The organism is Siccibacter colletis, assembly GCF_000696575.1.
In the GTDB taxonomy this organism is placed as follows: Bacteria; Pseudomonadota; Gammaproteobacteria; order Enterobacterales; family Enterobacteriaceae; genus Siccibacter; species Siccibacter colletis.
Window position 1 is genome coordinate 269315 of record NZ_JMSQ01000006.1, and the last position, 24026, is coordinate 293340.

A 24026-nucleotide genomic window follows, 5' to 3' on the forward strand; every position below is an offset into this window, starting at 1 on the left:
GCGGCGGGGTTTTTTTATGCTTATCGTTCAACGGCGCTCTGCAGCGTCTCATCCGCTTTCCACACCCGATACTTCACCTCAATATTCTCCGGCGCATAGACCACGATCGGCAGCTTGCTGTTGTAGCGCAGCATAGCCTTATCGCCGAGCTGTACCGGCACAAACTTCTGCGTTTTCTCGTTTTTCGGGCAGGCCATCATGGTGGATGCCGGCGCGCTGACGCGGCTCAGCTGGTAATAGTCATAGCCCCAGCCCTCCAGGGTTTTCGTCTCCAGCGTGCCGCCCATGCGGTGCTGGTTGCAGTCCACGCCCATGGTTTTACCGGGCAGCAGTTCTACTTTGTAATTCTGTTCGTTCTCCAGCGCAGGCAGAGCAATCGCCACGCGCTTCATGCCTTTTTCCGCCGCCGGATAAGGCGCGATTTTCTCAAGCGGCTGGGACGTCGAAGCGGGGAGGGTGTCAGCCCATGCGGCACCGCTGGCGCAGGCAGCGATAATCAGCATCAGTGCATGTTTCATCGTGGTTCCTTAAAGCAAATTCATCGTGCTGAAAGATTACCATAGGGTCTTAATGAATTAATTCAGATTTACGATATTTTTCGGTGTAAAAAACTGGTTAATGAAATATAGATGGTGTTTCAGGCTGTTTGTGGGGATTTAGTTGAAGGGATGTATGGAGGGTAAGTAAAAGCCCCCGCAGGGGCTTCGACGATCAGTGCGGCACTTCCGCCACTTTCTCGACTTCGGTTTTGTTGATCTGCTGCTTCACGCCGTTCGCATCGGTATAGCCCAGCAGGCCAGCATCAGACTCTTTTGGTTTGCCATCGCTGATGATGGTACGCCCGTCCGTTGTGTGGATAGCGTAGCTTGTGCGCGTACAACCTGACAGTGCGGTTACCGCCAGCAGTGCGGCTAACGGAATGATCAGTGTCTTTTTCATATCCATCCTCTCTATTGGTTGTTTTGCTTAGGTTTTATTATAGCAGAGGATTTTTTGTCAGTGGTTTATGACGGTTAAATGTAAAGATTTCGCACTAACTGCTAAAAATATATGTCGTGCCAGCAGGTGATTCGGAGGGTGATTTCGGCGGTTTAACGCCACGACCAACAGGCTTGATTGTGATCAATATCACATTCCGGAGTGTCGCTATATTAGCGACACAAATAGTTGACCTCCGGAAATATCACCAAATGAAACTTAGACACGCGGTCTATACATTGACGTTACTCGCCATCGTTGCCACGCCATCGCATGCCATCAGTACTAAATACCGCGCCCAGCTTGAGCGCTCCGGCTGTACTCAGATTACTGAGCTACAGGGCTGCGATATTCACCAGACAAAAATGCAAAACACCAATGCCGAGCGCCAGCAGATCAGCGCATTTCTGCGCGACTCCGTTCTCAATCAGCCGACGGATGCAGCATACGAAGCGCTGAATGGGTACGGATTCACTAACCCTGCGCCACTCAAATGGGTGAAAGGGAAGTACGCCATTAACCTGACCATCAATCAAAAAGACGTTGTTACTCATGCAACGGTTACCCCTTAAGGCACATTTTATGTTTATTAATCGTACAAAACTCGTGGTGCTGTCTTTGAGCACTTTGGCCTGGTTTGCTGCCGGGAATGCAAACGCAACAGTTGATTTTACAGGTGGCCAAATCGTTGCCCAGGCTACTGATGGCTCCTATTCCGTGAAAGATGACTATGGTTCTGTATGGTCAGGTGTCGAGCGCGAGCAGGTAACCGCATCACAAGTGAAATCTTTTGGCATGACTCAGGCCAAAACTGCTGCAGAGCTTGAGGCAGCACAGCGTGCCCGTACAGAAATCCAGACAAACGCTCTCGCACAGGCAAAAGAATTAGCAGCTCACAACAAACGATACGATGCCGCTAATACCATCAATGTAAATGTCTCCAGTCTGAAGCCGGATATGCTGGTAAATACGCCTGCAGGTAGGGTTAAGGCCAGCACGCTCAAGCCGGGCACCCAGGTTCAGGTAGCATTCAATTCTGCTTTCCATCCCTCTGTTAAAGGCGGCCATGATGGAGCAACAAAGGGTGGTTCTCATGGTGACCATGGCACGGGCACGGGGGGTGATAACGCCCATGACCATGCGTTCGGCGGGCATACCGGAGCGGGTCACGGATTCCACATGTAATGGTTGATGATGATAGCCCACATCAGAGGGGCTTTTCGTTGGATGATAGCAGATGAAATTATTCGCTTTTCTTTGGCTGGCTATCTATATGGGCGGCCTTGCCATCTGTAGCCTGAGTGACAGTACCGCACTGTTCGACAGCTGGGGCTTTATCGGAATTGCTTTTGTGATTGCAGTTTCTGTGTATGCCCTGCTGCTTGTGAATCAGCGCTGCATCAGGGAGATCAGGATCTCGCAGCTGAAGAGTGATAAATGATCGATTTCCTTTATCGCATCTTGGTACTTTTCCTGTGTCTCGTTTGTGTAGTGTTCTGGCTGGCGGTGCTGGCGGCTTTGTGGGTGATGTAATGAGGCGCGTTACGCCAGCGAAGGTATGAAGCGGCAATAAAAAAGGGCTTATCGAAATGATAAGCCCTTTTTTAAAGGATTTTTGGTCGGCACGAGAGGATTTGAACCTCCGACCCCTGACACCCCATGACAGTGCGCTACCAGGCTGCGCTACGTGCCGACACGTGGAGGCTAATACTACCCATTTCCCGACCGATTGCAAGGGTACGGCAAACTGACTGGATTATAATTAATCAATCAGTTAGCGATAAACCGTTTTTCATCGGTCAGCACCTGCAGCAGCAGCCCGAGCTGCGGTTTATCGTCATCAAGCCGATGACCGCTCTCGTCCCAGGTGCGGTAGTTGCCGTTGTTATCCAGCACCAGCGTCATCTGCGGGGTGGTCACCGCCAGCGTGTTGCTGTCGGCACCGATGGCCCAGTTATTTTTGCGCGTCGCGGCAAACAGATCTTCACCCTGAGAGTATTCCCCCGGCGACGTGCTGACATGCAGCAGGCGCATCATCAGGGTCGTCATCACATCCTGATGCTGCGTGAGCTTACTGATGCTCTGCGCCGGCGTACCCGGCCAGTGGATCACCAGCGGAACCTGAATGCGCGAACGATCCCAGGCGAAGCTGTCGCGCGCGTCGTCAAGCGGCACGCCGCGTCCGGCGGTGATAATCACCACGGTATTATCAAACTTACCGGCGGCTTTTAAGGCCTCCAGCACGCGGGAAATCTGCCCGTCAACGTTCTGTGCCGCCCGGCCATAGCGACGGGTAAAGTTCTGCTGGTTGCTGTCGCCGTCAAGCGTTGTGCCGTTGAAGGAGACCCACGAGAACCAGCGATTATCTTCCGTTGCGTATTTATCGAGCCAGTTGATCCACTGCCCGGCGGTCTGGGCATCGCTTTGCGGTTTTGCCGTAGGCAGCGAGAAGTCAGAGAGCAGGGCCTGTCGATAGAGCGCACTGTTGAAGCCGTCTGACGAGAATAGGCCGAGCTGATAGCCCTGCTGGTTCAACGCGGTGATCAGCGCTGCCGGAATGCGCGCCGAGAGCACGCCGTCCATATAGGCCGGAGAGATACCGTAGAACAGGCCGAAGATGCCGTTATCGCTGTAGTTACCGGCACTCATATGCTGGGTAAAGCTGATGTTCTGCCCGGCGAACTGTGCCAGGTTTGGCATCAGCTTCTCGTAGCGCGAATAGTTCAGGCCATCGATGGTGATCAGCAGAACGTTATGCCCGGTGCCCATGTCGCGATAGCGCAAGTCGCTGAGCGGATACTGTACCGATACCGCTTCCGGGTTGCCCTGTTCCACCAGGCGACGCTGGTACTCCTGAGCATCCAGCAGGCCGTGCTTCTCAAGGAAGCGGCGCGCGGTCATCGGGTAGGAGAGCGGCAGGTTGGCGCGCTGCATGGTGATCGGACGGTAGAAGTTGGCGTCGGCCCAGATATACATCAGGTGCGAGGCCACAAACGAGACGAAAAACAGCGTCGCTACCGGGCGGGCGTAATGACGGCGGCGACTCAGGCTGCGCAGCTTCTGCCAGCTCCAGGTGGCGAACAGCATTTCGATCAGCAGCAGGATCGGCACGCCGATAAACATCAGCTGCCAGTCGCGGGCCATTTCGCTCTGATCGGGGTTTATCACCAGTTCCCACACCACCGGATTGAGGTGCAGGTGGAAACGGGTAAAGACTTCGCTGTCGATAAGCAGCAGCGTCATGCCAGCGGTGGCAAAAGCGGCGGAGAGGAAGCGCATCAGCCGCTGCGACATCACCACGAAGGTGAGCGGGAACAGGATCAGCAGGTAACCGGCGAAGACCAGAAAGCTGAAGTGGCCCATCAGGCTGACCCAGGAGAATACCCGGCCCGTCAGGGTCGTCGGCCAGTCAGCGATGAACAGGTAGCGACTTCCCAGCGCTATGGCAACCAGAATGTTGAACAGGGCGAACCAGTGCCCCCAGCTAATCATCTGGGAGACTTTTTCACGGTAGCGCTGGCGGTTAGTCACCATAACGAGTCGTTAATATCCCTTAGTGCTTGCTGTCTTCGTGAATGGAAGACTGCAAGGCCTGGGCGAACGAACGGGCGATCGCCTGACGTTGTGCGGAGGAGACGCTGGTGTTGATAAGGTTCGTGACCATATTGCCCAGTACCATCAGGGAAAGGTCGGTTGGCGTCTGATGCTTTTCCAGCACCTGCGCCAGTTCACTCAGCAGTTGTTCGACGTGTTCGTCACTATAGCGGGATTGTTGTGGCATAACTCAAAATCAGTTTGTGAAGAAAGTCCGACATCTTACCGTAGCAGAGGCATTTTTTCCGCATTTTTATCAACGGTTGCACAAGGCGACGGGCGGTGGTTGAATACCGCCCGGTCTGAAAGGAGAGTTTATCATGAGTCTGGATATCAACCAGATTGCCATACACCAGCTTATCAAGCGTGATGAGCAGAACCTTGAGCTGGTCTTGCGCAATTCATTGCTGGAAACCAGCGCCGCCGTAGAAGAGATGATGGCGGAGCTGCACCGGGTTTATAGCGCCAAAAGTAAAGCCTACGGCCTGTTCGCGGAAGAGAGCGAGCTGGCGCAGACCCTGCGTCTGCACCGCCAGGGTGAAGAAGATTTCCTGCCGTTCAGCCGTGCGGCGACGGCGCGTCTGCGCGACGAGCTGGCGAAATACCCGTTCGCCGACGGCGGGGTGGTGCTGTTCTGCCACTATCGCTATCTGGCGGTGGAATATCTGCTGGTGGCAGTGCTGACGAACCTCAGCAGCATGCGCGTGAATGAGAATTTGGATATCAGTTCGACGCACTATCTGGACATCGCCCATGCCGATATCGTGGCGCGTATCGATCTCACCGAGTGGGAAACCAACCCGGAATCGACCCGCTACCTGACGTTCCTGAAAGGGCGCGTGGGGCGCAAGGTGTCAGACTTCTTTATGGATTTCCTCGGTGCCAGCGAGGGGCTGGATACCAAAGCGCAGAACCGCGGCCTGTTACAGGCGGTGGATGACTACACCGCGGAAGCGCAGCTCGATAAAAACGAGCGCCAGAACGTGCGTCAGCAGGTGTACAGCTACTGCAGCGAGCAGCTTCAGGCGGGGGAGGAGATTGCGCTTTCCGAGCTGGCAAAAGAGCTGCCAAGCTTTGGCGAGAAAAATTTCCAGGAGTTTACTGCCGAGCAGGGTTATGAGCTGGAAGAGACGTTCCCGGCGGATCGCAGCACCCTGCGTCAGCTCACTAAATACGCCGGTAGCGGCGGCGGTCTGACCATCAATTTCGATGCCATGCTGCTGGGCGAGCGCATTTTCTGGGACCCGGCCACCGATACCCTGACCATCAAGGGTACGCCGCCGAACCTGCGCGATCAGCTTCAGCGCCGCACGTCGGGCAAATAACACCGGGCGGTGCGCCGCCCTGATTCAGCCATAAAAAAACGCCGCATAAGCGGCGTTTATTCTGGTTTCATCTGCACTTACGCGCGAACGAAGTCCACGTGGGCCAGTTTAGGTTTGTACGGGTGACGCTGTACAGCCTGAACTTTAACTTTGATTTCTTTACCGTCAACAGCGATGGTCAGAACTTCAGAGTAGAACTCAGGCTTCGCCTGCATGTTCATTACTTTGTCGTGATCCAGTTCGATGGCGATTGCCGCTTCAGAACCACCATAGATGATGGCCGGGAACTTGTTCGCTGTGCGCAGGCGGCGGCTCGCACCCTTACCCTGCTCTTTACGTGCTTGTGCTTCGATAGTGAACATTGCTGTCTCTCTTCAAATAAAAAACCTGTTACAGGCGACCCAGCAACAGGCGATTGTTCTGCTTTGCGGATGCAAAAGCGGGCGGCATTATAGCTTTGTTTTCAGGCAGCAGCAACGAAAACAGCCTCAGCCGCGCAATTCATTGGCGCGCCGGAAACGCCCCTGGTAGTCGAACACCTTCTCGCGTACCTGCCAGTAGTGACCTTTTTTACGCGCGACCACAAAGTCGGGATGGCGCAGCAAGGCCTGCTGCCGCTGAATGTCCGCGGCGGTTTTCCACGCCAGCGGTACACCGGGCGTGCGGGTATGCGGGCGGATAAACAGCTGCTCAAAGGCGGTGCGCTGTGCCGGGGTGGTCAACCGGAAGCGTTCGCTGACATCGGCACCCTCTTCATCATAATAGGTGACGTTCAGCCACTCGCCCTTATCGTCGGCACCGCTCGCCAACGCCATACCGCCGCAGCGCAGCACCAGCGCGTCTTTCAGTTTCAGCGCGGCTTTCAGCATATCGTCAGGGTCAACCAGCACCTGGTCGCACTCGCGGCAGCGACGGGCCGCGATGTCGTTTTCCGCATTGCAGTTCGGGCAGTTCTTAAAGCGGAAGCGGTAGTCGCACTGCTCGCGCGTGCCGTCGTCATCCTCAAACCACCCCTGGCAGCGGCGGCCAAAGTGTTCGAGCAGCGTGCCGTCCGCGGTGGTCTTTCCCCAGAAGGTGTTGGCGAAGCCGCAGGCCGGGCAGAACACCTGCACCGGGACGTTATCGCTTTTCCCTTTCGGACTGCCCACTTCCGGGGTGTAAAGATCGTGCGGGTTACCGGCATAGTCGAGGATCAGACAGTCGGTTTTGCCCGGCGCGAGGCGCAGGCCGCGTCCGACGATCTGCTGGTACAGGCTGACCGATTCGGTAGGGCGCAGAATTGCGATCAGGTCGACGTGCGGCGCATCAAACCCGGTGGTCAGTACCGACACGTTCACCAGATAGCGATAGCGCTGGGCTTTGAACGCCTCAATCAGCTCATCGCGTACCGGCCCGGGCGTATCGCCAGTGATCAGCGCGGCTTCATCGGTTGGCAGCAGGCCGGTGATTTCCCGCGCGTGCTCCACGGTGGCGGCAAAAATCATCACCCCTTTGCGCGTCTGAGCGAACTCCATAATCTGGCTAATGATGTGTGGCGTGATGCGCTTCTGGTTTTTCAGTTCGCGGTTGAGGTCTGCCTCGCTGAACAGGCCGTTGGACTGGGCCGTCAGGCGGCTGAAGTCATACTGCACCACCGGCATATCAAGGCGCTCCGGCGGCGTCAGATAGCCGTGCTTAATCATGTAGCGCAGCGGCAGCTCGTAGATGCAGTCCCGGAACAGCGCTTTCGTATCGCCGCGCACCATGCCGTGGTAGTGGAACTGATAGATCCAGCCTTTGCCGAGGCGGTAGGGCGTCGCGGTCAGTCCCAGCAGGCGCAGTTGCGGATTGGCCTTGCGCAGATGGGTGAGGATCTGCTGGTACTGGCTGTCGTCGTCACCGCTGATGCGGTGGCACTCATCGACGATCAGCAGGGAGAACGCGCCCTGAAAGTGGTCGGGATTACGCGCCACCGACTGTACGCTGCCGAACACCACTTTTCCCTGGCTCTCTTTACGCGACAGGCCAGCGGCGTAGATATCCGCCTCCAGTCCCAGCGCCTGGTATTTGGCGTGGTTTTGCGCCACCAGCTCTTTGACGTGCGCCAGCACCAGCACGCGCCCGCGCGCGACCCGCGCCAGCTCGGCGATAACCAGACTTTTTCCCGCCCCGGTGGGCAGAACGATAACCGCAGGCGTCTGATGTTGACGGAAGTAGCGCAGGGTGGCGTCCACCGCGTCGCGCTGATAGGGGCGAAGAGTAAAAGACATCTCAAACCGTAATAATGATCACACCGTGCCATTATGGCATGAAAAGCCAGGGAAATATGGCTTTTGCCTTGTGAGCAATCCCAGTCTCGTTATACTGGACGCGTTACTCCTTATACCTTCTTCTTTTCAGCGTTTTGCCCCTCCGACACAGCGAAACGCGCAACAGGCAATCAGATTTAATGCGACTCGATAAGTTTATTTCTCAACAGCTCGAAATCAGCCGCGCACTGGCCGCGCGTGAAATCCGCGCCAGCCGCGTCACCGTCGACGGCGACATCGTCAGAGACAGCGCCTTCAAAATTCTGCCCGAGCACGAGGTGGCCTACGAGGGCAATACGCTGGCACAGCAGCGCGGCCCGCGCTATTTCATGCTCAACAAGCCAGAAGGCTACGTCTGCTCCACCGACGATCCGGATCATCCGACCATCCTCTATTTCATTGAGGAGCCGATGGCGTACAAGCTGCATGCCGCAGGGCGTCTGGATATCGATACCACCGGCCTGGTGCTGCTTACCGATGATGGCCAGTGGTCGCACCGCATTACTTCTCCGCGCCACCACTGTGAGAAAACCTACCTGGTGACCCTGGATGCGCCGCTGAGCGACGAAACCGTGGCACAGTTCGCGGCAGGTATTCAGCTGCACAATGAAAAAGATCTCACTAAACCGGCGACGCTGGAGATCATCACCCCGACCGAAGCGCGGGTAACCATCAGCGAAGGGCGCTACCACCAGGTGAAACGCATGTTCGCGGCGGTGGGTAACCACGTTGTCGGGTTGCATCGCGAGCGCATCGGCGAAGTGGTGCTTGACCCGGAACTGGAACCCGGTGAATACCGTCCGCTGACCGACGAAGAGATTGCTCTCGCCATTACGCCTTCACGTTAATTCAGGAGAACACTGTGACATCCAGGCAGAATTCATCGCTGGGGATTGTATTTATTCTTGGCCTGCTGGCCATGCTGATGCCGCTGTCGATCGACATGTACCTTCCGGCGCTGCCGGTTATTGCCAACGAGTACGGCGTACCGGCGGGCAGCGCGCAGATGACCCTCAGCACCTATATCCTGGGCTTTGCAGTGGGACAGCTGTTTTACGGCCCGATGGCCGACAGCTTTGGCCGCAAGCCGGTGGTGCTGGGCGGCACGCTGGTGTTTGCCTTTGCCGCGATGGCCTGCGCGCTTTCCAGCACCATTGACCAGCTGATCGCCATGCGCTTCGTGCACGGTCTGGCGGCAGCGGCGGCGAGCGTGGTGATCAACGCCCTGATGCGCGATATCTACCCGAAAGAGGAGTTCTCGCGCATGATGTCGTTTGTCATGCTGGTCACTACTGTTGCGCCGCTGGTGGCGCCGATGGTCGGGGGCGCGGTGCTGGTATGGTTTACCTGGCACTATATCTTCTGGATCCTCGCGGTGATGGCGCTGCTGGCCTGCGGCATGATCTACTTCCTGATCCACGAAACCCTGCCGGTGGAGAAGCGTCAGAAGTTTCACCTGCGCACCACGGTGGGTAACTTCGCCGCGCTGTTCCGCCACAAGCGCGTGCTGAGCTACATGCTGGCGAGCGGCTTCAGCTTTGCGGCGATGTTCTCGTTCCTCAGCGCCGGACCGTTTGTTTACATCGAGCTGAATCACGTTTCGCCCCAGCACTTCGGCTATTACTTTGCGCTGAATATCGTGTTCCTGTTCATCATGACCATCATCAACAGCCGCTTTGTGCGGCGCGTCGGGGCGCTGAACATGTTCCGCACCGGGCTGTGGGTCCAGTTTGTGATGGCGATATGGATGGTAGTTACGGCATTGCTGGACGTCGGGTTCTGGACGCTGGTACTGGGTATCGCGGTGTTTGTCGGCTGTATCTCAATGGTGGCGTCCAATGCCATGGCGGTCATTCTTGACGAGTTCCCGCACATGGCCGGGACCGCGTCGTCCCTGGCAGGCACCTTCCGCTTCGGCATCGGGGCGATTACCGGCGCGCTGCTGTCGCTGGCAACCTTCACCACCGCCTGGCCGATGCTGCTCTCTATAGCCATCTGCGCCAGCTGCTCAATCTTCTTCTATCTGTACGCCAGTCGGCCGAAGCGCACAGCCTGAAGCAACAGCTTGCCGATTTCAGGGGACCCGCGGTCCCCTTTTTGCTGCCGGTGATGATAGCGAATCGATTAATTTGTTTCCTGAATGTAAAAGCGCTGGCAGTAAAAAGTCATAAATTTGTAGGTGAAAAAGGTTGAGTTAGCGCTCAGAACGCGTTACATATAGCGCGAAAATGCGTGCCAGAGCACAAAAATAAAACCCTGATAGTGAAAGGGTAACGCGAAATGTGCTGTGGCTGGTGAGCAAAAATGTTGCGAATGTTGAACATTAATGCAACATTGTATTAACTTTGCCGCGCGCATGATGAGCTGTTTTTATGATATCCGGGGACACCATTTTGAATACGTTACAACTCTCCATCGTCCATCGCTTGCCGCAGAGCTTTCGTTGGCTGGCGGGTTCCGCAGGCACTAAAGTCGAACCGATTCCGCAAAACGGCCAGGCCGGCGACAACAGCCTTATCGCGCTGAAGCTCCTGAGCGCCGACGGCGAAAATGCCTGGGTGGTGATGCAGAAGCTGAGCCAGGCGCTGAGCGATATCGCCGTAGAGTGTTCGGTGCTGGAGTGCGAGGGCGAACCCTGCCTGTTCGTCAAACGCCAGGACGAATTCGCCGCGACCGGGCGGTTAAAAAACTTTGGCGTGGCTATCGCCGAAAGCTTCTCTGCCAACAACCCTGTCTGATCTAGCGCAGCGCGAGCAGCTCTCGCGTGTACTCCGCGCCCGGCGAGGTGAAGATCTCGTCGCATTTCCCCTGTTCAACCACCTCGCCCTGGCGCAGCACTGCGACCTGATGGCACAGCGAACGCACGACCTGTAAATCATGGCTGATAAAGATATACGCCAGGCCGTGACGGGCCTGCAGTGCTTTCAGTAAGGTGAGGATCTGGGCCTGCACCGAGCGATCGAGCGATGAGGTCGGCTCATCCAGAATGATCAGTTCCGGTTTGAGGATCAGGGCGCGCGCAATGGCGATGCGCTGACGCTGGCCGCCGGAAAACTCCGCCGGGTAACGATGGCGCGTCTCGGGATCAAGCCCCACTTCCTGCATCACGCTGATCACGGCCGCCTCGCGAGCCGCCGCATCAAGCGACGGCTGATGCACGCGTAACCCTTCGGCAATAATCTGCTGCACGTCAAGCCGCGGGTTGAGTGAGGAGTTCGGGTCCTGGAACACCACCTGGATGCGGTGGCGCAGCGGCAACAGCTGCTTGCGGTTCATCTGGTGCAGCGGCTGTCCGTCAAAAATGATGTCGCCACCGGACGGGATAAGCCGCAGCAGCGCCAGCCCGGTCGTGCTTTTTCCGGAGCCGGACTCGCCCACCAATCCAAGACTCTCTCCGGCACGCAGGGTGATGTTGAGCTGCTTCAGCGCGTGATGATGTCCGACGGTGCGACGTAGCACACCTTTCCTGATAGCAAAGGCGACGCTGAGGTTGCGCACCTCCAGCAGCACGCGGGCGTCCGCTGCCAGCGGGACGGGCTCGCCATCCGGTTCCGCCGCCAGCAGCCGCCGGGTGTAGTCATGCTGCGGGGCGTTGAACAGCGCCTGACGGGTATTACGCTCCACGCAGCGTCCGTTGTGCATCACCGCCACGTTATCGGCGATGCGGCGCACCAGCGTCAGGTTATGGGTGATAAACAGCAGCCCCATGTTAAGCTCCTGCTTCAGCTCCGCCAGCAGGGTAAGGATCTGCGCCTGTACCGAGACGTCCAGCGCGGTGGTTGGCTCGTCGGCAATCAGCAGGGCCGGACGCGTCAGCAGCGCCATGGCGATCATCACCCGCTGACGCTCCCCACCGGAAAGCTGATGCGGATAGTCGTTGAGCCGGGCGCGTGGCGTGCGAATGCCCACCCGATCGAGGCAGGTGAGGATCTCGGCGCGGGCCGCTTCCCGGCGCATACCGCGATGCAGGGAGAGCACTTCACAGAGCTGCTTTTCCAGGGTGTGCAGCGGGTTGAGCGATACCATCGGCTCCTGAAAGATCATGGCAATCTGGTTACCGCGCACGCCGCGCAGAGTGCGCTCGTCGGCGTCGAGCAGCGACTGGCCGCGAAAGCGAATGCTGCCCTGCGGATACACTACCGGCGGGGAAGGCAGTAGCCGCAGCACCGACAGCGCGGTGACACTTTTGCCGGAGCCGGATTCCCCCACCAGCGCCAGCGTCTCGCCAGCATCAACGCTGAGCGACAGGTCGTGCACCACCTGGCGCTCAACGCCGTTCTGGCGAAAGGCAATCGATAAATTCTCAATGGTCAGCAGCGGAGCGCTCATATCAGGCAGCCTTACTCGGGTCGAAAGCGTCGCGCACGGCTTCGCCAATAAAGATCAACAGCGACAGCAGGATCGCCAGCGAGAAGAAGGCGGTAATACCCAGCCAGGGCGCCTGCAGATTATTTTTGCCCTGCAGCAGCAGTTCACCCAGCGACGCTGAACCGGGCGGCAGGCCGAAACCGAGGAAATCGAGGGAGCTTAACAGCGCAATCGATCCGCACAGGATGAATGGCAGGAAGGTGAGGGTGGCCACCATCGCATTGGGCAGCATATGGCGAAAGATGATGCTGCGGTCGCTGACGCCGAGCGCCTGAGCGGCACGAATATAGTCGAAGTTACGGGTGCGCAGAAACTCGGCGCGCACCACCCCCACGAGGCTCATCCAGCCGAACAGCACGGTTATAGCCAGCAGCCACCAGAAGCCCGGCTGCACCACGCTTGAAAGCAAAATAATCAGAAACAGCGTTGGCATCCCGGACCAGATTTCAATCAGGCGCTGGCCAAAGAGATCGATTTTTCCCCCGTAGTAGCCCTGAATCGCGCCCACCGTCACGCCAATAACGCTGGAGAGCAGGGTCAGCATCAGACCAAACAGGATCGAGATGCGCGTGCCGTAGAGCGTGCGGGCCAGCACGTCGCCGCCGTTGGCGTCGGTACCGAGCCAGTTTTCATGCGAAGGCGGAGAGGGAAACGGCTCGCGGCTGGCGAAATGAATGGAGCTGCCGCTGAAGTGCACCGGCGGCCACAGCGCCCAGCCGCGCTGGTCGAGCTGCTGGCGCAGCCACGGATCCTGATAATCAGCCGCGGTGGCGAAGGGGCCGCCGAAGTCGCTTTCACTGTAGTTTTTTACCACCGGAAAATACCACTCGCCTTCATAGCGGGCGACCAGCGGCCTGTCGTTCGCCACCAGCTCGGCGCCGAGGCTGAGAATGAAAATGACAAGAAAGATCCACAGCGACCAGAAGCCGCGGCGGTTGCGGCGAAAGCGCGCCCAGCGCATCTGGTTTACCGGACTAAGTCTGCTCATCCGCGTCCCTCAAAATCAATGCGTGGGTCCACCAGGGTATAGGTGATGTCGCTCAGAATATTGAGCAGCAGCCCCACCAGCGTAAAGATATAGAGCGTACCGAACATCACCGGATAATCGCGCGATACCGTCGCTTCGTAACCCAGCAGGCCGAGGCCGTTAAGGGAGAACACCACTTCAATCAACAGTGAACCGGTAAAGAACATGCTGATAAAGGTGGCCGGGAAACCGGCGATCACCAGCAGCATGGCGTTGCGAAACACGTGTTTCCAGAGGATCTGCCGCTCCGGCACGCCTTTTGCCCTGGCGGTAACCACGTACTGTTTGCGGATCTCATCCATAAACGAGTTTTTGGTCAGCATGGTGAGCGCGGCAAAGCCGCCGATCACCGTCGCCAGCACCGGCAGGGTGATATGCCAGAGGTAGTCGATGACTTTGCCGTACCACGGCAGGGTGTCGAAGTTTGCTGACACCAGTCCGCGCAGCGGGAAGACGTCGAAATAGCTGCCGCCAGCAAAAAAGACAATCATCAGCACCGCGAACAGAAATGGCGGGATGGCATAGCCGATGATGATCGCCGCACTGCTCCAGACGTCGAAGCTGCTGCCGTTGTGCACTGCCTTGCGAATACCGAGCGGGATTGACACCAGGTAGATAATTAACGTGCTCCACAGCCCCAGCGTAATGGAAACCGGCAGGCTCTCTTTTATCAGTTGCAGCACCGACGCGCTGCGGAACAGGCTGTCGCCAAAATCAAAGCGCACATAGTTCCAGAGCATCTGGAAATAGCGCTCGTGCAGCGGCTTGTCGAAGCCGTAGCGATGGGTAATTTCGGCGATCACTTCCGGGTCGAGGCCGCGCGCACCGCGGTACTGGCTGTCGCCGGGAGCCGCTACGCCCGTGCGGGCGTGGGTGCTGCCCATGCCTTCGCCCCCGCCGCCCGGCATCGTGCTGCTGTTGCCAAACTGCAGGGCGGCGATGGCCTGATCCACCGGCCCGCCGGGGGCTATCTGCACGATGAAAAAGTTAATGGTGATGATTGCCCACAGCGTCGGGATCAGCAGCAGCAGGCGTCGAACAAGATAGGCTCCCACGTTCGCTCCTTAGCGCCGCGCTTCCGGCAGTTTTGCTGCCTTGTTGATGTCATACCACCAGTTGTCCAGCCCCAGATCGTAGACCGGGCGCACCGCCGGGCGGGAGAATTTATCCCAGTAAGCGAAACGGTCAGAGGCCATGTACCACATCGGGATCATGTAATAATTCCACGTCAGAACTCGATCAAGTGCCCGCCCCAGCGTCAGCAGGGCTGCTTTGTCATCCTGACGGGCAATCACCTTTTCAATCAGCTGGTCAATAACCGGGTTGCTGACCCCCGGCGAGTTATAGGTGGAGTCGATGTACTGCGACGACCAGGAAATTTGCAGGTCAGAGCCAGGGAACGGCATGGCGCGATAGAGCGTCGGGATCATGTCGTAGTCCCGGCTGCGCAGGCGGTTGGTGATCTGCGAGTTGTCCACCGGACGCAGGTCGAGGGTAATGCCGAGGCGCTCAAGATTATGCTGGAACGGGATCACCCACTGGTTATTACCTCCCGATGAGAGCAGCAGCTCGAAGCGAAACGGCTGACCGGTCTTCACATTCACCAGCTTCTGATTCTTGATCTCCCAGCCGGCGCTTTTCAGCAGCGCGGCGGCTTTGAGCAGGTTATCGCGGTTAAAGCCGTCGCCTTTCGACACCGGCGGCTGGTAGATCGCGGTGAACACCTCCGGTGGCAGGTCTGCTTTCATCGGTGCCAGTAGCGTCAGTTCGGCGGCGTCCGGGTAGCCGCGGGCGGCGTATTCCGTATTCTGGAAGTAGCTGTTGGCACGGCTGTATGCGCCGTAGAACAGTGCTTTATTCATCCATTCGAAGTCGAAGGCGAGCGTAATTGCTTCGCGCACCCGGCGGTCGCTGAACAGAGGGCGCTGGATATTAAACGCCAGCCAGCGCGTGTCCTGGGCGGAGGTATTGGGCTGCTCCTCTTTGGTGATATAGCCCTGCGCGAAGTTGCGCCCGATATAGCGCGTGGCCCAGTTTTTCGCGCTCGACTCGGTGCGGAAATCAAACGCGCCGGCTTTAAAAGCCTCAAAGGCGACGTTATCGTCGAGATAGTAGTCGTAGCGCACGGTATCAAAATTCCAGCGGCCACGATTGACCGGCAGCGTTGCCGCCCAGTAATCCTTCACCCGGGAATAGGTGATGTACTGACCCATGCGCCAGGCGCTGATTTTATACGGCCCGCTGGCAAGGGGCGGCGTTGGCAGCGGGTCGCTGAGCTTGCGGCTTTTCCAGTATTTCTCCGGCATGACCGGCAGGGTGAACAGGCTGAGCAGCTTCTCTTTCCCGGCCTCGCCCAGCGCAATGCGCACTGTCAGCGGGGCGATGGCTTTTACCGTGGTGCCTTTATAGAAGATACGAAACTGCGGCACGCCCTCGGTCATAAACTTCTGAAAGGTAAACGCCACGTCGCGGGCAGTGACTGGCGTGCCGTCGTGAAAGCGCGCCCGGGGATTGATGGCGATCTCGGCCCAGGCGTAGTCGCTGGAATAGCGTGCTGATTCGGCAATCAGCGGGTAGTAGCTGCCGGGTTCATCGTCAGAGGTGGTATAGAGCGAGTCGTACAGCGAGCCGGTACGTTCCCCCGGGTTACCGCGCAGCGCAAAGCGGTTGAAGTTATCGAAGGTGCCGATTTTCGCCAGCGTAATACTGCCGCCTTTGGGGGCGGCCGGGTTGACGTAATCATAGTGGGTGAAGTCAACGGCATATTTCGGCTCGCCGATAACTGCAAATGCTTCGGCCTCTTCAATGGTGGCTGCCAGACCCGGGAGTGACACCAGGCTCATCAGCACTATCGCTATACGCGCAATCATGGCAGGGCAGTATCCTTATTAACCAGTGCGAATTCACGGGCGAGCGCCCGGCCTGCTGCATAATAAGTGACGGGGTATGGATTGTGAAACCCCATGCTACTCCTCAGGCAGTACGCGGTTGCGTTGCCAGATGACCAGTTCGCGCACCGTCAGCGGATAGCTGAACAGATAACCTTGCAGATAATTCACGCCGCGCGCGCGCAGCCATTTCGCCTGCTCCGGCGTTTCAACCCCTTCGGCGACAGTGGTCATATTGAGCTTATTGGCCAGAGTCAGCACCGCATCCAGCACCGGCGAGGTGACCGTTTCGGTGCCGATAGCGTTGATAAATCCACGATCGATTTTCAGAAAATCGAGGGTAAATTTCTCAAGATAAATCAGCGCGCTATGGCCGGTACCGAAATCATCAATCGCAATCTCAATGCCCTGCTGGTGGATCCAGTCGAACAGCGAGGCCGCTTCCGTCTCCTTAAGCATGTCGCGTTCGGTAATTTCAAATACCAGCTGGAAGTAGCCGTGGGGCAGGGAGGCGAGAAAGCGCAGCACGTCATCCTTAAAAGATGGAGCGTGCATATGGCCAGGGGCGATATTGACCCCGAGCTTCGCGCCGGGCGGCAGCACGGTTTGCAACGTGGTGGCATCGGCGGCAATCAGCTTAAACAGATGGCGGGTCAGGGGAACAATCAGATCCTGCGCTTCCGCGTAGCCAATAAAAGCATCGGGTGGGATCGCCCCGGCCTGAGGATGCTTCCAGCGCAGCAGCGCCTCCGCGCCGGTGACCCGCAGTTTTCCGGACTCCACCACCGGCTGCCACACCACGTAAAACTGGTTGCGCTTGATGCCGCTTAAGATCTCGCGCCCCGGCTGCAGGCGCATATTGAGTATGTAACCGCTGGCAAGCGTGGTCAGCACCCCGACAAACAAGCCGAGCAGCACTGAAATCTGAATATCATCCGTCGGCCAGAGATCGCCGTAGAGTGCAAACGAGACCGGATAACCGGGCAGCGGCCTCTCACCAATGCGGGTATCCGGCAGTTCACTGGCGGGGATCACGTTGGGCGAGAAGGTGGTGAGGGCTTTACCATTGACGATAAGCGCCACTCCGGCGATATCGCGCTGGCGCGAGGTATAGAGCAGGTAGGGAGTCAGGTTGACGTTAAGGGTGGTAAAGACCCCGCGGCCCGCCAGCAGCGGATTGCGAAACCAGACGGCAATGGCCGGCTTGCCGGGCAGCATCGGCGTACCCTGCAGGAAGCTGATGTCGATATCTTTATTCTGATCGATATCCGGAACGAACTCATTCAGCGGCAGCGACATATCACCGGTTGCCGATGAGCAGTAGGCTATTTCATCTTTTACCAGCAGAAACGCGCGCACGTTAACATGAAACGCGGAGCGGGATGTCAGCTCGGCTGACACGTCGCGGCAGGTGGACGCCGTCAGAGGCTGAATATTATCGGCGGTGACTTTTAATTCGCGGAAATAGCTTTCGAGATAGACGCTGAGATCGTTTATCAGAACCTGGTAACGCTGTTCGCGTTTGGCATGCTGATAAAAGGCGTGAATGCCGGCGACCAGGAACGCAGCCAGCAGACCATAAAGCAGGCTCAGGATGAGAATTTTTTTTGGGCTCGACAGATAGCGTGTGAGCATAGGTTAAGACATCCTCAGTCGCCTCCCCGCACGGATGGCAGGGACAGAGATAGCGCTTCGCAGACTATAGCCCACCTTAATCACCATCGTCATCGGATTATCGGTTGGCCCATAAAAAAACGCTGCCGAAGCAGCGTTTTAGCGTAGTCTCGTTGACATCAAGGGATTGAATGGCAACGCGGTATCAGGAGCGGCTGAGTACCCGGCGCGCTTCGTTATAGCGCTTTTTCCAGTACGGCTCGTTCATGCTGGAAATCATCACACCACTGCTGGTGGAAGCATGAACAAACTGGTTGTTGCCGATGTAGATCCCGACGTGACGGCCGGTAGAGCCTGCACGGAACAGAACCAGATCGCCAGTACGCAGGCTGGTGCGGGAGACGGATTTACCCATTTCCTGCTGCTCGTACGTGGAACGCGGTAATTCTAAGCCAAACTGTTCGCGGAAGGTGCGCTGTACGAAACCGGAGCAGTCGATGCCGCTTTTGGTGCTGCCACCCATGCGGTAACGAACGCCTTTCCAGCTGGCGTACTGATCCATAAGGCGGGTTTTAACATCCAGCGTACGGACCATCTCTTCAAATTCATCCTGAGAGGCTTGCAGTAGAAAACCATCTTTCTCGTTCACTGCATGCGTCTCAGAATGCATGTTATTGGCGGTGTTTGTTGAGCTACATGCTGAAAGCAGAACCGCGACTGCTATGGCGGGGATCGCCCGCAATACATATCTCAAAATCGGCTGAGATCTGACCATGTTATTTATTTTCCCTTGATGTCCTTAACGATAAAAATCGTTATAAAAATGCCAAACGTGACGAGACTAATTAGCGCCGCAATTGCAGACAAATACCTGAATGAGAAACTGTGGTTTAACGCACAAAAAAATTCAGACGTTTACCAAAACGTGCCAGAACGGCGAAACCCGAGTGAGACTACCCGATCGACATAGTCAATGCGAGAGTTTTTATGCGTTTTTTTATAAGAAAATGTGATGCAGGATGTGAATCGGTTATTTTGCCGCAGGCCAGGCATCACGCGGGCTGGCGTCTATCCCCTTATAAAAGCGTGACTTTACTGAAATCGACTGAAACATCGCCGTTTCGCTGACAAAAAAATCCCCCGTTACCGATGTGATAACGGGGGATTTTTGTTATGGAAGTTTATTTATTTGTTATCGATTTGTTTATATTTGCCGGGTAATCGATGATTAAGTTGATTAATAACCTTATCCGCCAGTGGGGTTAATAACACCCAGGGCAAACCGACTAACACCACCGATAAAGAACCGACGAAAATATCGCTAAACCAGTGGGCGCCAATCATCATTCGCGGCAATGCGAACACCACAAAAATAACCAGTGCCACAGCGAACGCTTTTTGACCAAAATAACGCCACATAAAGCAGGCGAAAATAAGCAGCATCATACCGTGATCCCCCGGGAACGAGTCGCGGGAGGCATCTTTGGTGGGGATTGCCGGCAGCAGATCGCGCACCCGCACCACATCATTAAAGCTCAGCGACGGGCTGGTGCGCTGCACCGGAATGACAGACTGCCCCAGCACGTTCAGCACCACCGCGGTCATCAGCATGGTCAGGCCGATCATCACCACGCGTCGGCGTCCCGGCTTGTCTGCCTGCCGCCAGAACCACAGCATCAACAGCCCCATGCAGAGCAGCGAACAGCCATCAAAAGCGCGATTGTTGGTAATCGCAACGAACCAGAGAAACGACTGGCTTTCGACGATTTTGTGGTTGAAAAAGTGGAACAGCCCGGTGTCGATCGGCCACCAGAAACCATGCTGTGCGGGCAGATACCAGGAGAAGAAAAGCAGGAAACCCGCTGCGTTAAGCAGCAGGATGAGAAGCAGGCGACATGTTTTCATTGTGATTCACTACGTCATTATTCAGCCGCAAACTTAGTCCGATGCGGTTAAACGAAGCTTCAACAAACTGGATTGCAGTGCATTCCAGTCGGCATCGCCGGACGTAATAAGTTCGATTCGACTGTCCGGCGGCGCCACGCTTTGGGTTTCAATATGAAAATCGTTGCCCTGCCGGTTAACCCGCACCAGCCCTTCGGGGATGCGCAGCACGCCTTTCACACGATCCACCGGGGCGAGACGCGCCCACTCCAGCACGCCGATAGTGTCGAACTGGGTTTCGCTGTCAAAGATCCAGCCGCAGGCCTGGTAACCCTGGCCCTGATTCAGGCTGCGTCGCCAGCGCTGATGGCCCGGCAGGCTCAGCGCGCCGAGGCCGCGTTCCATGTTGTGCCCGTGCTGATGCGCCGCGCTGGCCGGCACCTCACGCGCGCCGTTGCGCGGCAGGTCCAGCAGTGCGCCATCAATTTCACCCCGGGAGGTAAAGCGTAGCTCGCGCCCGTCAAGATGGGCCTTGCACCAGGCGTCGAGTGCGGCCGTGCTGCTGGCATCGGCTTTATCTTCTTTATTAGCAATGATGATGTCGGCTGCGGTGAGCTGATCGCGGAAGTTATCGTTGCTGGTGTACTGTTCCTCCAGCAGCTGACGCGGGTCGAGCAGGCACAGAGTGGCACGCAGATCGATCCACGGCTCGTAAACCGCAGCGGTAAGCATATCGAGGATCTGTTTTGGATGGCCGAGTCCGGTAGGTTCGATCAGCAGGCGATCCGGCTTACCCTGGCGCAGCAGGGTATTTAACCCCACCTGCATCGGTAAACCGTTAACGCAGCACATGCAACCGCCGGGGATCTCTTTCAGCAATGCGCCGCTGTCGGCGAGCAGCGCCCCGTCAATGCCCACTTCGCCAAATTCGTTGACCAGCACGGCCCATTTTTCCGCCGGATCTTTGTTTGCCAGCAGATGCAGAATGGTGGTGGTTTTACCGCTACCCAGGAAACCGGTAATCAGGTTGGTCTTTGTCACAATCGCTCCAGAATTTGCTCAGGCCACAGCGTGGCGCGGGAAAATGCCGGAACATCCTGGCGAAAAACGCAAAGAAAGAGAAGGAAAAACACGAGCACCGCGATGGGCGCCCGTGGGGGAAGGGCAGGGAAATCAGCGGACCAGGCGCGCAACGGCCTCCCGGGCGCCGACCTCGCAAAGGGTGTCCCATGCCTGTTGAACAGCGCTGACGAAGCGTGGATCGGCGGGCAGATCGCTGCCGAAGATAGCGTTCAGTCGCAGCAGTACAGCCGGGCGCCCGGTCTCGCTGCTGCCTGCAACCTGAGCGTCAATGGCTTCACGCAGCGGATCGCGCACGTCGATGCTGTTCCCGCGATCGTCGGTGCCGCTGACGTAGCGCATCCAGCCGGCAACCCCCAGCGCCAGCAGCGGCCACGGCCGCTCCTGTTTCAGATGCCAGCGAATGCCCTCCAGCATGCGCTGGGGCAACTTCTGACTGCCGTCCATCGCGATCTGCCAGGTGCGGTGCTTCAGCGCCGGGTTGGCAAAGCGGTCGATCAGGCTGTCGGCATAGCCGGCCAGATCGACATCGGTGATGCGCAGCGTCGGCGCCTGTTCCTCCAGCATCAGCTGGCGTGCGGCGCGTTTAAAATGCGGGTCGGCCATGCAGTCGCTGATGTGCTCATACCCGGCAAGGTAACCCAGATATGCCAGGAACGAGTGGCTGCCGTTGAGCATACGCAGCTTCATCTCTTCCCAGGGCAGCACGTCGGAGACCAGCTGTACGCCCACCTTTTCCCAGTCCGGGCGGCCCGCAACAAAATTATCTTCCACCACCCACTGGATAAAGGGTTCGCAGCTGATGGCAACCGGATCGTCCACGCCGCCCAGCGCGGTGGCGATCTCAGCGAGGGAGTCCGGCGTGGCGGCGGGCACAATGCGATCCACCATGGTCCCCGGGAAGGTAACTTGAACAGCGATCCAGCGCGCCAGCTCCGGATCGCGCTTCTCTGCCATCCCCAGTACCGCGTTTTTCACCACGTGGCCGTTATCCGGAATGTTATCGCACGAGAGCACGGTAAACGGTGCCAGCCCACGGCTGCGGCGACGGTAAAGCGCTTCTATCAGAATGCCGGGTGCGGATTGCGGCGCGGTCGGGTTTTCCAGATCGTGGACGATGCGGGTATTGGTCACATCGAGGCGGCCGGTTGCCGGGTCGATGCAGTAGCCTTTTTCGGTAATGGTCAGGGAGACAATCGCCACCTGCGGCGCGCAAAATGCCTCGATCACCGCTTCCAGTCCGTCGAGGGTGGCGCTGCGGCAGTCGTTAACCGCGCCGATGATCGTTGCCTGGTTACCTTCAGCACCTTTTTCCAGCACGGTATAGAGATGATCCTGAGCGCGCAGGGCGGTCATCAGTTGTTCGCCGCTGAACAGGCTGATCTCACAGATGCCCCAGTCACCGCCCTGCAGGTTAAGCACCCGGTCCGTCAGCAGCGCCTGGTGTGCGCGATGAAAGGCACCAAAGCCGAAGTGGACGATACGGTTTTGTAACGCGCTGCGGTCGTACTGCGGCTGGCGAACCGATTCGGGAAGCGGAGCGGAGGCAATTGTATTCATTTAGTTCATACCTGCTTAACCATTGATTAACAAAGCGCAGTGTAAAGTTATATGACAGCAAATTGAATTGGTAAGCCGTAAATAAGATCAGAATGTGAGGTGGATCAATCAATGCTGCCGGGAAATTTGACCGTTAACTGAAAGCATGTATGGTAGTCGTCATCCATATTTATAAAATTGGTATAACAACTTATCGAGGTGAAGCATGGAACAAACCTGGCGTTGGTATGGCCCTAAGGATCCGGTCTCGCTGGATGATGTGCGTCAGGCAGGCGCGACCGGGGTAGTGACCGCCCTGCATCATATTCCCAACGGTGAAGTCTGGCCGGTGGAGGAGATCAAAGCGCGTCAGGTGCTGCTGGCCGAGAAAGGGTTAACCTGGTCCGTGGTTGAGAGCATCCCGGTGCATGAGGAGATTAAAACCCACACCGGTAACGTTGATAAGCATATTGCTAACTACCAGCAGAGCATTCGCAACCTCGCGGCCTGCGGCATCGATACCGTGTGCTACAACTTCATGCCAATCCTCGACTGGACGCGTACCGATCTCGAATATCAGCTGCCGGACGGCTCTAAGGCGTTGCGCTTTGACCAGGCGGCGTTTGCTGCGTTTGAGCTGCACATTCTGAAGCGCCCGGGTGCGGAGGCGGATTACAGCAAAGCGGAGCAGCACGACGCCCAGGTATGGTTTAACCAGGCGAGTGAGGCCGATCGCGAGAAGCTGGTGGCTAATATCATCGCCGGTCTGCCGGGGGCTGAAGAAGGCTATACCCTGGACCAGTTCCGCGCCCGCCTGAATGAATATGCCGGCATTGATAAAGCGGCACTGCGCGAAAACATGGCGTATTTCCTGCGTGCCATTGTGCCGGTGGCAGAAGAGGCTGGCGTGCGGCTGGCGGTACACCCGGACGATCCGCCGCGCCCGATCCTCGGCCTGCCGCGCATCGTCTCGACCATTGAGGATATGCAGTGGCTGAAAGAGACCGTGGACAGCATTCATAACGGTTTCACCATGTGTACCGGCTCCTACGGCGTACGCGCGGATAACGATCTGGTGAAGATGGTGGAAACCTTTGGCGACCGCATCCACTTTACCCACCTGCGTTCAACCTGTCGGGAAGCAAACCCGAAAACTTTCCATGAAGCGGCGCATCTTGGCGGCGATGTGGATATGGTGGCAGTGGTAGCGGCGATCCTGAAAGAGGAGCTGCGCCGTAAAAATGCCGGCGATCGGCGTCCCATCCCGTTCCGCCCGGACCACGGGCACCAGATGCTGGACGACCTGCGTAAGAAAACCAACCCGGGCTACTCGGCGATTGGTCGTCTGAAGGGGCTGGCGGAAGTGCGCGGCGTGGAACTGGCGCTGAAAAAGACGCTGTTCCCGGAATTGCTGTAAAGTTGCTGAACGAAAAAAAGGGAC

Annotated in this window: 23 protein-coding genes and 1 tRNA gene; 8 read left to right on the plus strand and 16 right to left on the minus strand. The window is 57.3% G+C overall.

Features of this window, described 5'->3' with window-relative positions; all coding sequences use genetic code 11:
• Positions 1–20 precede the first annotated feature (20 nt).
• Together eco and ET34_RS0106935 are read right to left on the minus strand one after the other, a co-directional pair.
• On the minus strand, positions 21–518 hold the full coding sequence (gene eco / locus ET34_RS0106930; RefSeq protein WP_031520647.1) for a serine protease inhibitor ecotin: 498 nt from the start codon (positions 516–518) through the stop codon (positions 21–23).
• Positions 519–711: 193 nt separating this feature from the next.
• A complete protein-coding gene (locus tag ET34_RS0106935; RefSeq protein ID WP_031520648.1) occupies positions 712–939 on the minus strand; it encodes a YgdI/YgdR family lipoprotein in 228 nt (75 codons plus the stop codon).
• Between the two features lie 251 nt (positions 940–1190).
• Between ET34_RS0106935 and ET34_RS23185 the strand changes: the two genes are divergently transcribed.
• Genes ET34_RS23185 through ET34_RS0106950 form a run of 3 tightly spaced genes read left to right on the plus strand, consistent with a single transcriptional unit; the run spans position 1191 to position 2419 of the window.
• Positions 1191–1550: a hypothetical protein gene (locus tag ET34_RS23185; protein ID WP_152548361.1), complete on the plus strand. Its 360-nt coding sequence runs from the start codon at positions 1191–1193 to the stop codon at positions 1548–1550.
• A 10-nt stretch (positions 1551–1560) separates the two neighbouring features.
• Positions 1561–2163 carry a hypothetical protein gene (locus tag ET34_RS21240; RefSeq protein ID WP_031520650.1) on the plus strand — a complete coding sequence of 201 codons (603 nt, stop codon included), beginning with the start codon at positions 1561–1563 and terminating at the stop codon, positions 2161–2163.
• Positions 2164–2215: 52 nt separating this feature from the next.
• Positions 2216–2419, plus strand: a complete 204-nt coding sequence (locus ET34_RS0106950) for a hypothetical protein (RefSeq protein WP_031520652.1) — start codon at positions 2216–2218, stop codon at positions 2417–2419.
• 175 nt (positions 2420–2594) lie between these two features.
• Here ET34_RS0106950 and ET34_RS0106960 read toward each other — a convergent pair.
• The 3 genes from ET34_RS0106960 to ET34_RS0106970 all read right to left on the minus strand — a co-directional run bounded on the left by ET34_RS0106960 (position 2595) and on the right by ET34_RS0106970 (position 4759).
• A tRNA-Pro gene (locus ET34_RS0106960) sits at positions 2595–2671 on the minus strand.
• A 77-nt stretch (positions 2672–2748) separates the two neighbouring features.
• A complete protein-coding gene (gene yejM, locus ET34_RS0106965) occupies positions 2749–4512 on the minus strand; it encodes an LPS biosynthesis-modulating metalloenzyme YejM (protein ID WP_031520653.1) in 1764 nt (587 codons plus the stop codon).
• A gap of 19 nt (positions 4513–4531) precedes the next feature.
• Positions 4532–4759, minus strand: coding sequence for a YejL family protein (locus ET34_RS0106970; RefSeq protein ID WP_024547518.1), 228 nt, complete (start codon positions 4757–4759; stop codon positions 4532–4534).
• A 133-nt stretch (positions 4760–4892) separates the two neighbouring features.
• On the opposite strand from ET34_RS0106970, the gene yejK reads away from it, so the two are divergent.
• A complete protein-coding gene (gene yejK, locus ET34_RS0106975) occupies positions 4893–5897 on the plus strand; it encodes a nucleoid-associated protein YejK (protein WP_031520657.1) in 1005 nt (334 codons plus the stop codon).
• A 77-nt stretch (positions 5898–5974) separates the two neighbouring features.
• Here the strand turns inward: yejK and rplY are convergent, their stop codons facing one another.
• Entirely contained in the window at positions 5975–6259 is a 285-nt protein-coding gene (gene rplY, locus ET34_RS0106980) for a 50S ribosomal protein L25 (protein ID WP_031520659.1), read from the minus strand.
• Between the two features lie 126 nt (positions 6260–6385).
• Positions 6386–8146: a DEAD/DEAH box helicase gene (locus ET34_RS0106985; protein ID WP_031520661.1), complete on the minus strand. Its 1761-nt coding sequence runs from the start codon at positions 8144–8146 to the stop codon at positions 6386–6388.
• Between the two features lie 179 nt (positions 8147–8325).
• On the opposite strand from ET34_RS0106985, the gene rsuA reads away from it, so the two are divergent.
• From rsuA to ET34_RS0107000, 3 genes are all read left to right on the plus strand, one after another.
• A complete protein-coding gene (gene rsuA, locus ET34_RS0106990; RefSeq protein WP_031520663.1) occupies positions 8326–9033 on the plus strand; it encodes a 16S rRNA pseudouridine(516) synthase RsuA in 708 nt (235 codons plus the stop codon).
• Between the two features lie 14 nt (positions 9034–9047).
• Positions 9048–10241, plus strand: a complete 1194-nt coding sequence (locus ET34_RS0106995) for a Bcr/CflA family multidrug efflux MFS transporter (protein WP_031520664.1) — start codon at positions 9048–9050, stop codon at positions 10239–10241.
• Positions 10242–10578: 337 nt separating this feature from the next.
• Complete coding sequence (locus ET34_RS0107000; RefSeq protein WP_031520666.1) at positions 10579–10923, plus strand: YejG family protein; 345 nt, start codon at positions 10579–10581, stop codon at positions 10921–10923.
• Position 10924: 1 nt separating this feature from the next.
• On the opposite strand, the gene yejF is transcribed toward ET34_RS0107000, so the two are convergent.
• The 9 genes from yejF to ET34_RS0107045 form a co-directional block, all read right to left on the minus strand.
• Positions 10925–12514 (minus strand): microcin C ABC transporter ATP-binding protein YejF, encoded by a 1590-nt coding sequence (gene yejF / locus ET34_RS0107005; protein ID WP_031520667.1) that lies wholly within the window; start codon positions 12512–12514, stop codon positions 10925–10927.
• A gap of 1 nt (position 12515) precedes the next feature.
• Positions 12516–13541 carry a microcin C ABC transporter permease gene (locus tag ET34_RS0107010; RefSeq protein ID WP_031520669.1) on the minus strand — a complete coding sequence of 342 codons (1026 nt, stop codon included), beginning with the start codon at positions 13539–13541 and terminating at the stop codon, positions 12516–12518.
• Complete coding sequence (locus tag ET34_RS0107015; RefSeq protein WP_031520671.1) at positions 13538–14635, minus strand: microcin C ABC transporter permease YejB; 1098 nt, start codon at positions 14633–14635, stop codon at positions 13538–13540. Before ET34_RS0107015 ends, ET34_RS0107010 begins: the two co-directional genes overlap by 4 nt.
• A gap of 9 nt (positions 14636–14644) precedes the next feature.
• Positions 14645–16450, minus strand: a complete 1806-nt coding sequence (locus ET34_RS0107020) for an extracellular solute-binding protein (RefSeq protein WP_031520672.1) — start codon at positions 16448–16450, stop codon at positions 14645–14647.
• Positions 16451–16546: 96 nt separating this feature from the next.
• Positions 16547–18103: a cyclic di-GMP phosphodiesterase gene (locus tag ET34_RS0107025; protein WP_031520674.1), complete on the minus strand. Its 1557-nt coding sequence runs from the start codon at positions 18101–18103 to the stop codon at positions 16547–16549.
• Between the two features lie 184 nt (positions 18104–18287).
• Positions 18288–18857 carry a bifunctional murein DD-endopeptidase/murein LD-carboxypeptidase gene (gene mepS, locus ET34_RS0107030; RefSeq protein WP_031520676.1) on the minus strand — a complete coding sequence of 190 codons (570 nt, stop codon included), beginning with the start codon at positions 18855–18857 and terminating at the stop codon, positions 18288–18290.
• A gap of 410 nt (positions 18858–19267) precedes the next feature.
• Positions 19268–19987 (minus strand): phosphatase PAP2 family protein, encoded by a 720-nt coding sequence (locus ET34_RS0107035; protein WP_031520678.1) that lies wholly within the window; start codon positions 19985–19987, stop codon positions 19268–19270.
• A 33-nt stretch (positions 19988–20020) separates the two neighbouring features.
• A complete protein-coding gene (locus ET34_RS0107040; protein WP_031520680.1) occupies positions 20021–21007 on the minus strand; it encodes a CobW family GTP-binding protein in 987 nt (328 codons plus the stop codon).
• Positions 21008–21139: 132 nt separating this feature from the next.
• Positions 21140–22606, minus strand: a complete 1467-nt coding sequence (locus ET34_RS0107045) for a mannitol dehydrogenase family protein (protein WP_031520682.1) — start codon at positions 22604–22606, stop codon at positions 21140–21142.
• 205 nt (positions 22607–22811) lie between these two features.
• Here ET34_RS0107045 and uxuA point away from each other — a divergent pair, with 205 nt between their 5' ends.
• A complete protein-coding gene (gene uxuA / locus ET34_RS0107050) occupies positions 22812–24002 on the plus strand; it encodes a mannonate dehydratase (RefSeq protein WP_031520685.1) in 1191 nt (396 codons plus the stop codon).
• Positions 24003–24026 lie beyond the last annotated feature (24 nt).

Bases quoted from the DNA above. Each gene is read 5' to 3' on its own strand.
- mepS (WP_031520676.1), bottom strand. From the start codon at position 18,857: ATGGTCAGATCTCAGCCGATTTTGAGATATGTATTGCGGGCGATCCCC.
- yejM (WP_031520653.1), bottom strand. From the start codon at position 4,512: ATGGTGACTAACCGCCAGCGCTACCGTGAAAAAGTCTCCCAGATGATT.
- ET34_RS0106950 (WP_031520652.1), top strand. From the start codon at position 2,216: ATGAAATTATTCGCTTTTCTTTGGCTGGCTATCTATATGGGCGGCCTT.
- ET34_RS0107025 (WP_031520674.1), bottom strand. From the start codon at position 18,103: ATGCTCACACGCTATCTGTCGAGCCCAAAAAAAATTCTCATCCTGAGC.
- uxuA (WP_031520685.1), top strand. From the start codon at position 22,812: ATGGAACAAACCTGGCGTTGGTATGGCCCTAAGGATCCGGTCTCGCTG.
- ET34_RS0106970 (WP_024547518.1), bottom strand. From the start codon at position 4,759: ATGCCACAACAATCCCGCTATAGTGACGAACACGTCGAACAACTGCTG.
- yejK (WP_031520657.1), top strand. From the start codon at position 4,893: ATGAGTCTGGATATCAACCAGATTGCCATACACCAGCTTATCAAGCGT.
- ET34_RS0106985 (WP_031520661.1), bottom strand. From the start codon at position 8,146: ATGTCTTTTACTCTTCGCCCCTATCAGCGCGACGCGGTGGACGCCACC.
- rplY (WP_031520659.1), bottom strand. From the start codon at position 6,259: ATGTTCACTATCGAAGCACAAGCACGTAAAGAGCAGGGTAAGGGTGCG.
- rsuA (WP_031520663.1), top strand. From the start codon at position 8,326: ATGCGACTCGATAAGTTTATTTCTCAACAGCTCGAAATCAGCCGCGCA.
- ET34_RS0107010 (WP_031520669.1), bottom strand. From the start codon at position 13,541: ATGAGCAGACTTAGTCCGGTAAACCAGATGCGCTGGGCGCGCTTTCGC.
- ET34_RS21240 (WP_031520650.1), top strand. From the start codon at position 1,561: ATGTTTATTAATCGTACAAAACTCGTGGTGCTGTCTTTGAGCACTTTG.
- ET34_RS0107045 (WP_031520682.1), bottom strand. From the start codon at position 22,606: ATGAATACAATTGCCTCCGCTCCGCTTCCCGAATCGGTTCGCCAGCCG.
- eco (WP_031520647.1), bottom strand. From the start codon at position 518: ATGAAACATGCACTGATGCTGATTATCGCTGCCTGCGCCAGCGGTGCC.
- ET34_RS0107035 (WP_031520678.1), bottom strand. From the start codon at position 19,987: ATGAAAACATGTCGCCTGCTTCTCATCCTGCTGCTTAACGCAGCGGGT.
- ET34_RS0107020 (WP_031520672.1), bottom strand. From the start codon at position 16,450: ATGATTGCGCGTATAGCGATAGTGCTGATGAGCCTGGTGTCACTCCCG.
- yejF (WP_031520667.1), bottom strand. From the start codon at position 12,514: ATGAGCGCTCCGCTGCTGACCATTGAGAATTTATCGATTGCCTTTCGC.
- ET34_RS23185 (WP_152548361.1), top strand. From the start codon at position 1,191: ATGAAACTTAGACACGCGGTCTATACATTGACGTTACTCGCCATCGTT.
- ET34_RS0106935 (WP_031520648.1), bottom strand. From the start codon at position 939: ATGAAAAAGACACTGATCATTCCGTTAGCCGCACTGCTGGCGGTAACC.